Genomic DNA, 14,247 nt, shown 5'->3' on the forward strand with positions numbered 1-14,247 from the left:
CCGGAATGACCCGCTGATTTCTGGGTCTAAACATAATCTGGCGTCTATGTCTAAACTTATTTTGATGCTATGTCTAAACTTATGTGGGCAAGGCGGCCCGACGCCAGACCGGCAAAAATGGAGAACGCAATGACAATGTTATGGGCCCAGCACGCACTGCTGCCGGAGGGTTGGGCACAAGACGTACTCGTCGACCTGGGCGCGGACGGCCGAATCGCCAAAGTCGAAACCGGCGCTGCAGCGGCAGGGCAACGGGTCGGCCTGCTGTTGCCGGCCATGGCGAACCTCCATTCCCATGCCTTCCAGCGCGCCATGGCGGGCCTGTCGGAAGCGCGGGGGCCACAGCCGCGCGACACGTTCTGGACCTGGCGCCAGATCATGTATCGGTTCCTGGACCACGTGACGCCCGAGGACGTCGAGGCCATCGCCGCGCTGGTGCAGATGGAAATGCTGGAAGCCGGCTACGCCACTAACGTCGAGTTCCATTATCTGCATCACAGGCCCGGCGGGGCATTCTACGACAATATCGCCGAAATGTCGGAACGGATCGCGGCGGCGGCCGCTCGCACCGGTATCGGGCTGACGCTGCTGCCGGTGCATTACCAGTTCGGCGGCGTGGACCGTCGCCCGCTCGGCCCCGGCCAGCAGCGCTTCGGCACCACGCCGGACGAGTTCGCGACGCTGCTTGATGCTGCCGAGGCGGCGCTCAGCCATCTGCCGGCCGATGCCGGCATCGGCGTCGCGCCGCATTCGCTGCGTGCAGTCGGTTCCGAGGCGTTGACGTTCTGCGAGAATCTCCGTCCCGGCCGGCCGCTGCATATGCATCTGGCCGAGCAGATCCCGGAAATCGAGGAGGTGCAGGCCGCGCGCGGCCGCCGCCCGGTCGAATGGCTGCTGGACAACCACCAGCCCGACCGGCGCTGGACGCTGATCCATCTCACCCACATGACCGAGGACGAGACCCGCCGCCTGGCCGCTACCGGGGCTGTCGCAGGCTTGTGCCCGATCACGGAATCGAGCTTGGGCGACGGTATCTTCAACGGCACGATCTGGAAGGACGCGGGCGGGCGGCTCGGCTTCGGTTCCGACAGCAACATCCGCATCTCGCTGGTCGAGGAACTGCGCACGCTGGAATACAGCCAGCGGCTGCGCGACACAGCGCGCGCCGTTCTGGCCGAACCGGGCCGCTCCACCGGCCGGGTGATCTACGAAGCCGGGCTCGACGGCGGCGCGACGGCGGCGGGCCGCCAAACCGGCGCCATCGCCGCCGGCCTGTGGGCCGATCTGTGCGCGGTTTCACTGGACAATCCGGTGCTGTTCGGCCGTAAAGGCGACGAACTTCTCGACAGCCTGATCTTCGCCGGCGGCGAGGGGCTGGTGCGCGACGTCTGGGCGGCGGGCCGCCACGTCGTGCGCGCCGGCCGGCATCTGGAACACGACCGGATCACGGCCGATTATCTGGCCTGTATCGGCGGACTGCAGGAGCGGATGTGACCGACAAGCCAAGCGGCCCGACTTCCTCCAAGGCGCAGAACATCGCCAATGAGGTGCGCCGCCGCATCGTCGAGCGCGTGTGGCGCCAGGGCGACCGCATACCCGACGAAGCCGATCTGGCGGTCGAGTTCGTCGCGGCGCGCGCCACCGTCAACAAGGCGTTGCAGCTTCTCGCCGACGAAGGGCTGCTGGATCGCCGCCGCCGAGCCGGCACGCGCGTGGCGGTCGATCCGGTGCGCAAGGCGACCTTCACCATCTCCATCGTGCGCGAACAGGTCGAACAGGCCGGCATGGTCTACGGCTATCGCGTGGTGGCGCAGCGGCGCAGCCCGATTCCCCCCGAGATCGCCGCGCGGCTCGACCTTCCCGAAGGCGAGGTCATGGTTCACATGCGCGCCGTGCATTATGGCGACGGGCAGCCCTTCCAGCTTGAGGACCGCTGGATCAATCCGCGTGCCGCGCCAAGCTTAGAAAAAGCCGATTTCCGGCAACTGAACGCCAATGAGTGGCTGGTGCGAAATGCGCCCTACTTGCGCGCCGAGCTCGCCTTTTCGGCCGAGAACGCCAACCGGCGCGATGCCAGATTGTTGCAGACACAACCGGGACGGGCGCTCCTGATCATGCATCGCACCACCTGGAACGACCTCGGCCCGATCACCACGGTCAGGGTGGCGTTTCAGCCGGGCCATCTCGTCGGTACCGAAAACAGCCAGAGCCGGCTTCATTGGCCGGTGCAACGGGGTGTGGGTACGTAGGACGAAGATTGGGGCCGAGGGTGCGGATCATGAAGCAGCGCAGATCGCTCATGCGCTACAAATCCTACGCGCCGTCCTCTTGGAGCTGCAAGATGGCCGCATCGACAAGAGCAGGCGCTTGCCCATTTCGGGGATCTTGAAGACATGACCGAAACAGGAATTTTCCGGCTTTCGAACCGGGTGTTCCGCCCCTGGAAAAATGGCGGCGGTCAAACGGCCGAGATCGCGGTCTCGCCGCTCGGCGCGGATTTCGAGAATTTCGGCTGGCGCATCAGCACGGCCATCGTCGCCGCCTCCGGCCCGTTCTCCGTTTTTCCGGGCGTGGACCGTGTGCTGACGGTGCTGGAGGGCGGCGCGATGGTCCTGTCCGTCGGAGGCCAGGAACGGCTGCTCGATGCGGCCAGCGGGCCCTTTTCCTTCTCCGGCGATATCCCTGCCGCGGCGCGGCTTGAGAATGAGGCGCTGCTCGATTTCAACGTGATGGTGCGCCGCCCGCTCAAGGCGGAGGTGGTGCGCGGCCCGCTCGATCTCGGGTGCAATCTCGCGAACGCGCGGGTGCGTTTTGCCCTGCTGCTGGAGGATCGGGCCGCGCTTGCGCGGCTCGATCTTGTCGATCTTCAAGCCGCTGCGCCGTCGCTCGTCGCCGCCCTTGCCGGAGCGCTGGTGCTGGACGTGCGCATATCCGGCTGAACGCGGCGACGAAGTCAGCGGTGTCGGTCAGAAGCGATAGGTGACGCCGGTGCCGATCAGCCACGGATTGAGCTTGGCCTTGCCGTTCAGTTCCTGACCGCCCACCGTGACGTCGAATTTCGGCTCAAGGAATAGCTTCTTGACATCGACGTTGAAGCCCCAATGCTGGTCGATCATGTAGTCGAAGCCGACCTGCAAGGCGCCGCCAAAGGTGTTCTTGACCTTTAGATAATCGGCGCTTCCTTCGCGCTGGTTATAGAAGATCGAATAATTGACGCCGGCACCGACGTAAGGCTTGAACGCGCCGAAATTGGTGAAGTGATATTGCAGGGTCAGGGTCGGCGGCAGGATCCAGGTCTTGCCGATCTTTCCCAGGCCTTCGATGGAGCCTTCGCCGTTGATGTTGGCGTAGGTGGTGCCGAGGATCAATTCGGCCGCGATGTTGTCGGTGAAATAGTAGGAGATATCGAGTTCCGGCACCACCGTCCTGGAATAGCTCAGGTCGGAGCCGGGGACCCCGTTCACATAGCCGGAATCATCGGCGATCACGCCGAGCGCGCGCAGGCGGACCTGCCATGGCGACGCCGCTATATAGGCCGGCTCCATGACCGGAGCCTGCTCGGCCACGACCACATCGGCCGCGAGAACGGGTTGCGTCGCGATCAAGGCCAGGGCCGCCGAACCAAGAACGGTTCTGGTGAAATATTGTCCCATCATGGTGATTACCTTCGAAATCGGTGCTGCAATGAAGGCAATCTGTGCCACGCCGCGCGAATGATGTTTGACCTGGATCAACAAGGATCGCAGGAGTTGCACCCTGTTTGACTATGCAATTAAATGTTGCAAAAAATGTCGCAAACCGACAGTTGAAGGCAACCGCATGTGCTTCCGCCGGAAAACCTTGCCGGCGCGTACCGGTTGGCGTCGAAGAAAGCCGGCGTCAGAGGCGAGGGCGCGCCGGCCCCGCAGGGCGATGTCGCGATCATGCGCTGAACGGATTGCGTCCCCGGCCTTACGATAGCCGGAGACGCATGATTTCAATTTCGCGTGGTGAGAAAAAGTGCCTCCTGGTCGTCGCGTTGCCTGCCGCCCAAAGCTGCCGCCGCGGCAGCGATGAACGCCCCGATGACCAGGGACAGCGTGCCGACCAGCGCAAACGTCGCGCTTGCTTTCCGCGCGGTGTCGGCGGCCTGCTGCACCTTGGCCTTGGCCTCCTGCGCCTGGGCGAGCACGGCGTCGACGCGGGCTTTCGCGTCGGCCTCGGACAAGCCGGTGCGGGCGGCCACGAGCTGGCCGAGATAGGTCTTGTCGCTGTCCGATACCTGGCCCGAGGCAGCGCTCGCCGCCAGGATGCGCGTTGCCTGCGCGGCTGCAGCCGCGTCGCCTTCCGCGCCGGGCGCGGCCAGGCGGGCGGGATCAGCCGGGCGGAACAGCGTGTCCACGAAGTAGGAAGTGGCGTTACTCCCGTTGGAGCCGCTATTCGCGGTCGTGCCTGCCGAAGCGCCCATGACCGCACCGGAAGCGACGTTCGAGGCTGCCTGCACGCCGGTGCCGATCGCCGATGACAAGGCGGAGCCCAGAACGAACACGACCAGGAGCGTGGCAAGCGCCCAGGTGATGAAGCCGTGCGCGGTGTCCCGGAAGAAGGTTTCGTCGGTGTGGATGCCGACCCATTTGGTCCGCAGGCGGCCGGTCAGATAACCGCCGACCCCCGACGAAAGCCATTGGACGACGACCAGCCAGATCGCGGTGGATGCCGCGAAGGTCGTCACGCTGGCGCTTTCGTTCGACCACGGGGAAACCATGGTGAGCCCAAGCCCGGAGCCGAGCAGCATCAGGATGAAGGTCAGCGCCGAAGCGGCGAAGGCGCCGGCGATGATGGGGCCCCAGCTGACTGCGGATGAGGCGGATTCGACCGACGCTTCCATGTCGTCGGCCATGTAGGTCCTTGCCATGATGCCCTCCTACCGCATGAACAGCATGATGAGGATGATGATCGGAATGGGAATTCCGAGAAGCCAGAGCAGAATACCGCGGCCCATGATTGCCTCCTGTTGAAATCGTGATTCACGGAATCGTTAGACACATGTTCACAGCGCGCAGGGCGTCGAAAAGTTCCAGCCGGACAGGCAACGCCACCGATATTGCGGCCGGTCTGCCGTTCATGGGCCAGCCACCGATGCCCCGCTCCGTCCAGGGACGGAGGGGGACCTGGCGGCGCTGGAACAAGGCCCGCCCGCCTGAGTTTCGGACGTCATGACTGATTTCCTCTTGCCTCTCTCGACCCCGCCCATGGAGGCAAGGACCGCGAGCGAAATTCCCGTTGAGGGCGGCCCCTGGCAATACGAGCCGAAATGGGACGGGTTCCGCTGCCTGATCTTCAAGGAAGGCGCCGCGGTCGAGCTTCGCGCCAAATCGGGTAAGTCGCTCAGCCGGTTTTTTCCGGAGGTGCTCGATGTCTTCCGCCGGGCGAAGCCATCCCGCTTCGTGGTTGACAGCGAACTCGTCATCGAGGTGGGCGGACGAAATTCCTTCGATGCCCTACAGATGCGGTTGCATCCGGCGGAAAGCCGCATACGCAGGCTTGCGGTAGAAACCCCGGCCACCGCGATCCTTTTCGATGCGCTGGCCCTGCCCGACGATCGGGATCTCCTGCGAAAGCCGCTGTCCAGGAGACGACCGGCTCTGGAGGCGCTGCTGCCAGGCGCGGGCATCGAAGGCATGCGCCTTTCGCCGCAGACCCGCGATCGCGATGTCGCGGCCCGCTGGCTGGCCGATCGTTCCGGCGAGACGGACGGTATCGTCGCAAAACCGCTCGACGAACCCTATCGCCCCGGCGAAAGAGCGATGGTGAAGGTCAAGCGGTCGCGCAGCGCCGACTGCGTCGTCGCCGGTTTCCGCTATCTGACCGAAAGGCCGGAAGTCGGTTCACTGCTGCTCGGGCTCTATGACGATCGAGGACTGCTCCACCATGTCGGTTTCACCTCCACCATCGCCAACACGGAGCGGGCCGCACTGACACGCAAGCTGGAAGCGCTGAAAGCTCCGTCCAGCTTCACCGGGCGCACTCCCGGCGGCCGCAGCCGCTGGAGCACCGAGCGCTCGGGCGACTGGCAGCCCGTCAGGCCTGATCTGGTGGTGGAGGTGAGTTACAATCATGTCACCGGCGACCGCTTCAGGCATGGCACAAGGCTGTTGCGCTGGCGCCCCGACAAGTCGCCCAGGCAGTGCACGTTCGATCAGCTTTCGTAACGGCCGTCGGCGCTCCGCTGCATCTGCCCATGCCGTCTTGCCAGCCGCGCCGCCATTTCCATGTTTAGGGGCATGACACGTTTCTCGGGAACCAGGAGCGCCGTACCGGTCGAGCAGGCCGACCTTTTTGGACGGCGCGACGACCTGCCGGAAGGGTTCCTTTATCAGCCGGACCTGATTACGGCCGGGGAGGAAGCAGAACTCGTCCGCCAGCTTGGAACCTTGCCGTTCCAGCCCTTTGACTTCCACGGCCATCTCGCAAACCGCCGTGTGGTGGCGTTCGGTCTCCGCTACGACTATGACCGGCGGGCAGTCGTCGAGGCAGCGTCCATTCCCGATTTTCTCATGCCGCTGAGGAACAAAGTGGCGGCGTTTGCCGGTCGCCCTGCAACCGCTTTCGTACAGGTGCTGATCAACGAATATCGCGAGGGCGCCGGGATAGGCTGGCACCGGGACAAGCCGCAGTTCGAAGAAGTGGCAGGCGTCTCCCTGCTTGCACCATGCAGCTTTCGGCTGCGGCGCAAGAACGGCCAGAAATGGGAACGCAAGACGATCGTCGTCGAGCCGAGGTCGGCTTATCTCATGGCAGGGCCGGCGCGCAGCGAATGGGAGCACAGCATTCCTCCTGTGGCCGGGCATCGCTATTCGATCACGTTGCGAACGTTGCGCACGCAGGCGCATGGGCGCGTGGCGGAGGCGGGTGAGACCGACTGAGCTATTGGAAAGATATTCGCGCACCGGGTCCATGGAACATCGTTGCGCCGGCAGAGTTCGAAAGGTTCATGCAGCCGCTCCTCGGCAACCCCGCCACCGTTCTCCTCCTCCCCGACAGAACGGTGGCGGGGTTCGAGTGCCAGCAGACCGCTACCTGCCGCCTCTGGGAGGTCATCCGAGAGAATTTTCCGAAAACATCAAACCCGCAGGCAAGGCCGGCTTCGCCACGGCGGTCGCGGACAGGAAGGGCGGACGCCTTCCTCATGAGGTGCTCGGCTGCGGGACCGTCTAACGCCGGATCGCTTGGCAAACTTTGCGCCTTACTTAACTTTGCGCCTCACTTGTTGAGTTGCTGAGCCATTTCGAGATGATGCTGCAAGGCGGGCAAAGTGTTCGAGGCCCAGGTCTTGAGCGCAGCCTGGTCGCCTTTCCCGCCATAGCGCTTGAAGAGATCCACCGCATCCTTGTGCGCGGTTACCTGATCGGCATGGTAGCGGTCGTTGAATTCCTTTCCCTGAAGGCCCTTCAACGTTTCCAGCATGCTTTGCTGACTTTCCGTCATGCTCGTGGGCAGGGCGGGCTTGTTTCCATTGCCCTGCACGATGCCTTTCAACTCGCTGGTCGTCTTTTCATGATCCTTGACCATCTGCTCGGCGAACGTCTCGGTAGCGGGATCGCCCTTTTCCGCCGCAAGCTTGCTGGACGCGATTTCGAACATGTCGCTGGTCGCGGCCTCCTTCACAAAGTCCTCCGTGGAAGGAGCCGCCCCGACCAGCGAGTTCAGCCCCGTGCTCTCGGTGGCGGACTGGGCGAACGCCGCAGTGGTCGTAAGCGCCGCGACGACGGCAATGGCGAGCGTTTTCATGATTTTCTCCTTTTTGCGGCCCGAACTGGAGCAGGCTCAAATCGTTCCATCGCGACGCCCCGATGCGCCGGATATCGGAGCCGAAGTGTCGGGGCTGCGAGGTTGCTGCGAAGGCGAAATCGCTTTCGCTCGCCGCCTGCGATCCGCCCATCCCATGAGAGGTGTCGACGTTGCTCCGTGGATCAGCACGGAAACGAGAACGACGAAACATGCGATCGCCCACAGCCGCTCGCCTTGGGGAAGGTCGATGCGGCCCGCCGCATAAGCCATGTAATAGAAGGTGCCCAGGCCGCGAATCCCGAAAAAGGAGATTAGGCCGCGCGCGCCGAGCGGAAGCGGCAACCGGGACAGGCTGAGCCAGCAGATCAGCGGCCGGAATATTAGCAGCACGATCAGCCCGAGTAACGCATCGCTCCAACTCAGCGGCTTCAGCACGCCGGCAGCCAGTGCGGCGCCGAAGGCGGCCATCAACATAACCATCAATATGCGTTCTATCTGTTCCGACAGGTCGGCCATCGCAGAGTGGAATTCGTTGTCCCGGTCCTCGGCGCGAAGGGTCACCGCGGCGACAAACACGGCGATGTAGCCGTAGCCATGGGCGAAATCGGCAAGCGCATAGGAGATCAGCGTCACGCCGACGGCCACCAGCCCGTCATCGGTCTTGGACAGCGGCAGTCTCGGCAGGCGGAACGTCAGCCAGCCGAAGATACGCCCGGCGGCAAAACCGACGGCCAGGCCACAGCCGACGCTCCACAGAAGATCCATGGTCAGCCACCGCAGCCATGTCGCTTGCCACGAAAACGTAAGCAGGGTCATCGACAGGACCACGAAGGGAAAGGCCAGGCCGTCGTTCAATCCTGCCTCGGAGGTAAGGGCGAAGCGGACCTCCCCGCCTTCCTCCTCGTTCGGGGCTCCTGCCTGCACCTCGGCGGCCAGAACCGGGTCGGTGGGCGCAAGCACGGCACCGAGCAGCAGGGCCGCCGGCCAGGCCAGACCGATCATTGCGTATCCAAGCAGCGCGATGGCGCCGATGGTGAGGGGCATCGCGAGCAGGATGAGGCGTGCGGTCGTGCGCCAACGATGCCAGGAAAGCGGGCGCTGTATCCGGAGCCCGGCACCCATCAGCGAGATCAGGATGACGAACTCGGTGACGTGCTCGATCAGCGAATAGCTGATCGGCGTCTGCCTTGCGATCTCCAGCCATCGGCCGGGCGGGAACAAATAGCCGGCTGCCACCGCGACTATGGGGAGCGAGAGAGGCAAAATGCGCAAGACGATAGGCAGCCATGCCGTCAGCAGCACAACCGCTCCGATCGCGAGCGCGGTCCCTGCGGAAGAGGCGACCATATTCGGCATGTCTTGCATGAAGCGGGCTGTCCTTCGTGCTTGAGATCTCTATCCCGCGCCGGCAAGCAGGGCCGCGATAAGCGCCAGGCCCACCGCCATCCAGGCCACATAGTCACCGACGATGCCGCTATGAAGCGACTGTGCAAAGCGGAGCGGGCGTTCGAGCGTTCGGCAGATCGTCCTGCCGGGCGATGTCGTCGGTCTTCGCAACAGCAGCGCAGCCAGTGCCAGAGCGGGGGCGATCAGGCATTGCGCAGCCGAAGACGGAGAGACGTGCGGGGATTGCAGGAATACCGCCCCTGGCATCGGGGAGTTTCCCAACTGGGCCGCAGCCCCGGCGGCGAACGGTTCGACGAGCCGGGCGGGAACGAACGCAAGGACGATAAGCGCAAAGCAGGGGAAAAGCATCAGCAGCAGAGGCCGGTCAGGCTTTTCCTGTTCGCGTTCCGTTGGAGCCGCCCGCTCGACGCCTGGCACCCCGCTCCAGCCGAGGAAGATGCGCCCGGCCGCGCGCAGCAGCGCTGCCCCGGTGAGCGCTGCTGAAACGGCGGCGACGACCTGCGCGGCGGGCGGTTGCGCCGAAGCGACGATCATGTCGCTTCCCCTGCCCAGGAGCCCGGCCGGAAGGCCGCCGAGCGCCAGTCCTGCGACGAGCATCGCCAGCCCGGCAGGCCACAGATCCCGGCCCTTGCCGTAGAGGAAGATTTCGTCGCAGGAATTGCGGCGGGCGAGCAGCAAGCCCGCGATCATGAAAAGCGCGCCCTTGATCAGTCCATGCCCGACCAGGAAGAGGAGCAGCCCGGTCAGGGCGGCCGACGACAACGAACTGACGCACATCAGCGCGACACCCATATGGGCGATCGTGGAAAAGGCGAGCAGCCGTTTCAAATGCCTCTGGAGCCAGGTCATGAAGCCGGCGATGAGCGCCGTCGCGAGGCCCAGGCTGCCAAGGACATGCTGGGCGAAACTCAGGAGAGCCGGATCGCCCGCGAAGACCTGGCCAAGCAGCTTGACGAGGCCGAACAGGCCCACGCCGACCATCGCGCCGGAGAAGATGACCGACACCGGGCTCGGCGCAACAGCATGAGCGTCGGCCAGCCAGAAATGGAACGGAACGATGGCTGCCTTGACGAGCAGCGCGGTCGCCACCAGGCAGAAGCCGCCGGCAATCACCGGATCGTGCTGCAACCGCCCGATCGCTGTTCTCATGGCGGCGAAATCGAGCGTGCCCGTCTTGGCGTAGAGCAGCCCCACGCCGAGCAGCAGCAGAAAACTGGCAAGAGAATTGGTGACGATGAAATTCAGCGCGCCCTCGAGCGAGCTTTCGCGCAAAGGATAGGCGGTCAGCGCGAATGCGGAGATGCTCATCAACTCGAACCAGACAAACAGGTTGAACAGGTCCCGCGTCAGGCAGAACCCGGTCATGGCGGCCAGAAAGAGCAGCATCAGGACGTGGAAATGCGCGTGGGCCTTGTCGAAATATCCCCATGAGAAGATGAAGGATGCGGCGAACAGCAAGGCGTTGAAGCCGGCAAGGGCCGCGCTCGCCGGATCGGCGAGGAAGCTGATGCCGAGCACGACGTCGCGGTTGCCGGGAACCACGCGCCAGCCGCCGAACCAATGGTCGGCCGGCTCGTCCATGCCGTGAAGCGCAAGGACGAGGCACGCGGCCGCGATCGCCAGCGACACGAGAGCTGCCGTTGCGTCCGCGAGGCGTGGCGGTGTCCAATGCGCCAGCATGGTCAGGAGTGCGGCGGCTCCCAGCGGCACCACCACCGTTAGCGGGAGAAGCACGAAATCGGCGGTCATCGGTTGGGCCGCATCGGCCGCAGCCGCTGAGGATCGAGCGTGCCGCTGCGCCTGTTCATCTGGATGATGATGGCCAGCAGCAACGCCGTTACCGTCGCCCCGATGACGATGTCGGTCAGCACGAGAGCGTGTACGACCGGATCTACCGCCGGCGTCCCGGGCGGTACGTCATGGAAGATCGGCGCCACGGCGTTCCAGCGAAAACCGACGGAAAGGAGCAGCACGTAAGTGGCCGATTGGCACACCGAAAGGCAGCCCACGAGATGGATGTAATTGCGTGACGTGACGATGCCGTAGACGCCCGCGCAGAACAGCCAGGCCGCGACGCACCATGGAAGCACGCTCATCCGGCGTCCCCGTCAGCGTCGTCTTCCGCTCGCGTCTCTTCCATGAACTCCAAAATCAGAAGCGCGAAGCCGCCCGAGACGGCGCAGAAGACGGCCAGATTTATCGCCAGCATCAGTCCGCCGGAAAACAGCTGGCCGTAGCTGCCGAGCGGCAGGATGTTTTCCAATGCTGCGCGACCGGCAAGCAGCGGCAGGCCGGCCGCTGCCGCATAAACCAGCACGCCGGTTCCTTCCAGCAGGCTCGCGGCACGGCCGCGAACGAACGAACGCCAGGCGCCATAGCCCTCGCCAAGATAGAGCAGCACCAGCCCGGATGCGGCGATGACGCCTCCTTGAAAGCCGCCGCCGGGCGTCAGGAGTCCGTGCAGCGCGATGTAGATGCCGAACAGCACGAGGAAGGGACTGCCCCACCGGCAGACGACGACCGCGGCATCGCTGCGCGGTTCTAGAGCACGACCCGCGAGCCGGTTTGCGCGGTCGCACCGCGATTCCCCACGATCACCGCGCAGCAGCACCACGGCGCCGGTCACTGCGCATAAAAGCATGCTTTCCTCGCCCAGCGTGTCGAGCGCGCGCATGTCGAAATTCACCAGCGCGACCATGTTGGGGATATGGCGCAGCCCCGGGCCGAGCGCGTTGATGGCGGCGCCGTAGGCGGTGATGCCGTCGCCGAACCGGGGCAATCCGACGATCACAGCCGCGGCCGGCAGCGCGAGGGCCAGAAGAGCTGCTGTCATCAGGCCGAGGCGCCAGCGGTCGCTCATTTCTGGCCTCCGGTCCTGACGGAAGCGAGCGCGATCAGGAAGAGCATCGGCACCACAACGGTGCCGACGGCGATCTCCGACAGCGCCACGTCCGCAGCCTGGAGCAGGAAGAACAGCAACGAGAATGTGAGCCCGTTGACGCAAAGGGCGAAGACCTGTCGCACCGGCTCCCGGGAGAGTGCGACAAGCGTGCCCGACGCGGCAGCCAGCAACAGGCAGATGCCGACCAGCCAAGCCGTCATCGCGTTTCTCCGCCGCGCAGGTGCAGCGCGCGGCCGGAGGCATGCGAAAGCAATGCCCCGCACACGACCATGAGGCCCCAGATGAAGCCGCATTTCAGGCTGCGGTTCGTCGCTCCGTCGGCAAGGAAAACGGCTACCGTGACGGCGCTGCCGCTCGCCACATTCAGCACGCTGACCGCATGCAGCCGTTCCAGCGGTGTCCCGAGCCGGATGAAGGCAGCCGTCGCCAGCCAGGCAGCCAGCACCGCAACGAAGAGGGGAACGGCGATCACGGCCGTCACAGCCACCGCTCCAGGAACAGGGCCAGCACAAGCGCACCCGGTACGTTGAGCAAGGCGAGTGCCAGCGGCAGGTCGATGAAGGACGGCTGGCCGAGGCCGAAATCGAGGATGACGAAAAGCAAAACCGCGAGGCCCGCGCAGAACTGCAGCGCGACGAAGCGGTTGGCGGGATTGCCTTTTCCGCAAAGGACCAGCATCAGGCCGAAAGGCGGCAGCAAAGCTGCCGCGGCGCAAAGCCAGACGATGTTCACGGGCGCCATTCCTTCTCCAGCAGCGGCGAGTGCAGGATGGTGTGGACCAATGCGCGGCCCTCACAAGCGATTGTCCTCACGACAAAACTGTCGGGTGCGAGCGATGCCGTCAGGATCGCCGTCGCGGCGTTCCAGCGACCTGCGTCGACCTGGAATGGAAGCTTGCAGGATTCGCCCGGCGATCCGCCGCGAAGAGCTACCCTGAGCAGTATGGTTGCCGCCGCGGCGGTCCTTTGGGGAAGATGCGCCAGCGACCAGGACCATTTCGACAGCAACCGTCGTGCATCGGGAGGCGGGTTCGGCGCGAGCGCGGGGGAAAAGACGCCGAGCAGGAAAGCGGTTGCGGCCGCCGCAGCGATCTCCTCGCCGCCGATCTGGCCGACGAGAAGCAGGTAGCTGGCAAAGCCGGCGAGCAGCCTTGCGACCATATCTGTCTTGGAGGTATGCGGAACGATGGGCGAGGGCATCGGGCTGCACTCCATCCGATGTTCCAGCCGAACCTCGACACCGAAGGATTGTTCCGCACGGCAACGCATTCAGCGAGCGGGCTTATTCCCGCGTGTTGCTTCGGCTGATGGCGGCCCCGGGTTCAGCACCTGGCAGGCCAGTCCGCTAGTCCGGTTCGTAGCGGATGCCGGAACCGCCGAGATCATGACGCATCGCTCTTTCTTCATCGTCGTCCGGCAAGGCTTCGTCGCTTGCCTGATCAGGATTGTCGTCGTTTTCTTCCGGCAGCTCGTCAGCCGTGTCATCCGGCGATTTGCCGTCCTCGATGCTCTCTGCAGGCAAAATCGGAGCGCCGCGAAGTTCGTCCCAGTTCTGGTTGCTGATTTCGGGACCATCCGGTCCGACATCCATCTTGCCGCGCCGGTCAGGCGGGACCGATGTCTCGGCCGCCGCGCCCTGGCGATCGGCGGCCGGTTTGTCTTGCAGGGGTTTCTTGGCGTCCGCCATGGTTCTCTCCCAATATCTGTGAGGGGTCTTTCGGATCGTGCGGGAACTCAGTCGACCTTCGTGGGATCGGACCCCGTGCCTATGTCGGGACCCGGCTGAACCTGGCTTCGGTCGGCTTCCGACGTTCCGGCCTCATATTCCTGTACGGCCTTGTCCCAGCAGGCCTGCTCCCGGTCGGGCCGATGCTCTTCGGCCTGCCAGAGCTGCTCAGCCCTCCGCTTGATCCATTCTTCCTTGGACACGCGCATCTTCCGTCTCCCGTTTTGTCGGGTAACGTTGCGAACCGCGGCACGACCGGTTTGTTCCGCGCGCATCCCGGACGGCATTCAATTCGCGCTGGTAACCGCCTTCACCTTGTCGCGCAGGTCGCTCACCTGGCTGGCGGTCACGGTCCCGGCGGAATTTCCCCAAGCGTTGCGTATATACGTGGTCAAGGCCGTGATCTGGGCGTCCGAGAGTTTCCACCCGAAGGACGGCATGGA

At 64.5% G+C, this 14,247-nt stretch carries 18 protein-coding genes; 5 read left to right on the forward strand and 13 right to left on the reverse strand.

The features are described 5' to 3' along the window. The first annotated feature begins 129 nt into the window (after positions 1-129). The 3 genes from QU595_RS24725 (at position 130) to QU595_RS24735 (ending at position 2,939) form a co-directional block, all read left to right on the forward strand. Complete coding sequence (locus QU595_RS24725; RefSeq protein ID WP_315926940.1) at positions 130-1,494, forward strand: formimidoylglutamate deiminase; 1,365 nt, start codon at positions 130-132, stop codon at positions 1,492-1,494. Next, the gene (locus QU595_RS24730) at positions 1,491-2,249 is read left to right on the forward strand and encodes a GntR family transcriptional regulator (RefSeq protein WP_315926942.1); all 759 of its coding nucleotides are present in this window, start codon (positions 1,491-1,493) and stop codon (positions 2,247-2,249) included. The genes QU595_RS24725 and QU595_RS24730 overlap by 4 nt, the downstream gene beginning before the upstream one ends. 144 nt (positions 2,250-2,393) lie before the next feature. Beyond that, complete coding sequence (locus QU595_RS24735; protein WP_315926944.1) at positions 2,394-2,939, forward strand: HutD family protein; 546 nt, start codon at positions 2,394-2,396, stop codon at positions 2,937-2,939. Positions 2,940-2,966: 27 nt separating this feature from the next. Here QU595_RS24735 and QU595_RS24740 read toward each other — a convergent pair whose 3' ends face one another. Both QU595_RS24740 and QU595_RS24745 read right to left on the reverse strand, forming a co-directional pair. Continuing rightward, the gene (locus QU595_RS24740; protein WP_315927309.1) at positions 2,967-3,653 is read right to left on the reverse strand and encodes an OmpW family protein; all 687 of its coding nucleotides are present in this window, start codon (positions 3,651-3,653) and stop codon (positions 2,967-2,969) included. Positions 3,654-3,976: 323 nt separating this feature from the next. Continuing rightward, complete coding sequence (locus tag QU595_RS24745) at positions 3,977-4,894, reverse strand: hypothetical protein (protein ID WP_315926946.1); 918 nt, start codon at positions 4,892-4,894, stop codon at positions 3,977-3,979. A 301-nt stretch (positions 4,895-5,195) separates the two neighbouring features. Here QU595_RS24745 and QU595_RS24750 point away from each other — a divergent pair, with 301 nt between their 5' ends. Both QU595_RS24750 and QU595_RS24755 read left to right on the forward strand, forming a co-directional pair. Continuing rightward, a complete protein-coding gene (locus QU595_RS24750; RefSeq protein WP_315926948.1) occupies positions 5,196-6,191 on the forward strand; it encodes an ATP-dependent DNA ligase in 996 nt (331 codons plus the stop codon). A 72-nt stretch (positions 6,192-6,263) separates the two neighbouring features. Next, positions 6,264-6,905: an alpha-ketoglutarate-dependent dioxygenase AlkB gene (locus tag QU595_RS24755; protein ID WP_315926950.1), complete on the forward strand. Its 642-nt coding sequence runs from the start codon at positions 6,264-6,266 to the stop codon at positions 6,903-6,905. A 337-nt stretch (positions 6,906-7,242) separates the two neighbouring features. Here the strand turns inward: QU595_RS24755 and QU595_RS24760 are convergent, their stop codons facing one another. From QU595_RS24760 to QU595_RS24810, 11 genes are all read right to left on the reverse strand, one after another. Continuing rightward, a complete protein-coding gene (locus tag QU595_RS24760) occupies positions 7,243-7,770 on the reverse strand; it encodes a DUF4142 domain-containing protein (RefSeq protein WP_315926952.1) in 528 nt (175 codons plus the stop codon). 36 nt (positions 7,771-7,806) lie between these two features. After that, positions 7,807-9,135, reverse strand: a complete 1,329-nt coding sequence (locus QU595_RS24765) for a cation:proton antiporter (RefSeq protein WP_315926954.1) — start codon at positions 9,133-9,135, stop codon at positions 7,807-7,809. Between the two features lie 30 nt (positions 9,136-9,165). Then, positions 9,166-10,926 (reverse strand): complex I subunit 5 family protein, encoded by a 1,761-nt coding sequence (locus QU595_RS24770; RefSeq protein ID WP_315926956.1) that lies wholly within the window; start codon positions 10,924-10,926, stop codon positions 9,166-9,168. After that, positions 10,923-11,273, reverse strand: coding sequence for a sodium:proton antiporter (locus tag QU595_RS24775; RefSeq protein WP_315926958.1), 351 nt, complete (start codon positions 11,271-11,273; stop codon positions 10,923-10,925). The genes QU595_RS24770 and QU595_RS24775 overlap by 4 nt, the downstream gene beginning before the upstream one ends. Continuing rightward, on the reverse strand, positions 11,270-12,037 hold the full coding sequence (locus tag QU595_RS24780; protein ID WP_315926960.1) for an MnhB domain-containing protein: 768 nt from the start codon (positions 12,035-12,037) through the stop codon (positions 11,270-11,272). Before QU595_RS24780 ends, QU595_RS24775 begins: the two co-directional genes overlap by 4 nt. Continuing rightward, the gene (locus QU595_RS24785; RefSeq protein ID WP_315926962.1) at positions 12,034-12,279 is read right to left on the reverse strand and encodes a hydrogenase subunit MbhD domain-containing protein; all 246 of its coding nucleotides are present in this window, start codon (positions 12,277-12,279) and stop codon (positions 12,034-12,036) included. Before QU595_RS24785 ends, QU595_RS24780 begins: the two co-directional genes overlap by 4 nt. Continuing rightward, a complete protein-coding gene (locus QU595_RS24790) occupies positions 12,276-12,560 on the reverse strand; it encodes a monovalent cation/H(+) antiporter subunit G (RefSeq protein WP_315926964.1) in 285 nt (94 codons plus the stop codon). The genes QU595_RS24785 and QU595_RS24790 overlap by 4 nt, the downstream gene beginning before the upstream one ends. Further along, positions 12,557-12,820, reverse strand: coding sequence for a monovalent cation/H+ antiporter complex subunit F (locus QU595_RS24795; RefSeq protein WP_315926966.1), 264 nt, complete (start codon positions 12,818-12,820; stop codon positions 12,557-12,559). Before QU595_RS24795 ends, QU595_RS24790 begins: the two co-directional genes overlap by 4 nt. Beyond that, entirely contained in the window at positions 12,808-13,278 is a 471-nt protein-coding gene (locus QU595_RS24800) for a hypothetical protein (RefSeq protein ID WP_315926968.1), read from the reverse strand. The genes QU595_RS24795 and QU595_RS24800 overlap by 13 nt, the downstream gene beginning before the upstream one ends. Positions 13,279-13,423: 145 nt before the next feature. Beyond that, positions 13,424-13,765: a hypothetical protein gene (locus QU595_RS24805; RefSeq protein WP_315926970.1), complete on the reverse strand. Its 342-nt coding sequence runs from the start codon at positions 13,763-13,765 to the stop codon at positions 13,424-13,426. 47 nt (positions 13,766-13,812) lie between these two features. Then, positions 13,813-14,013, reverse strand: a complete 201-nt coding sequence (locus QU595_RS24810) for a hypothetical protein (protein ID WP_315926972.1) — start codon at positions 14,011-14,013, stop codon at positions 13,813-13,815. Positions 14,014-14,247: the final 234 nt, after the last annotated feature.

The sequence above is a fragment of the Mesorhizobium sp. SP-1A genome, assembly GCF_032460275.1.
GTDB lineage: Bacteria > Pseudomonadota > Alphaproteobacteria > Rhizobiales > Rhizobiaceae > Mesorhizobium.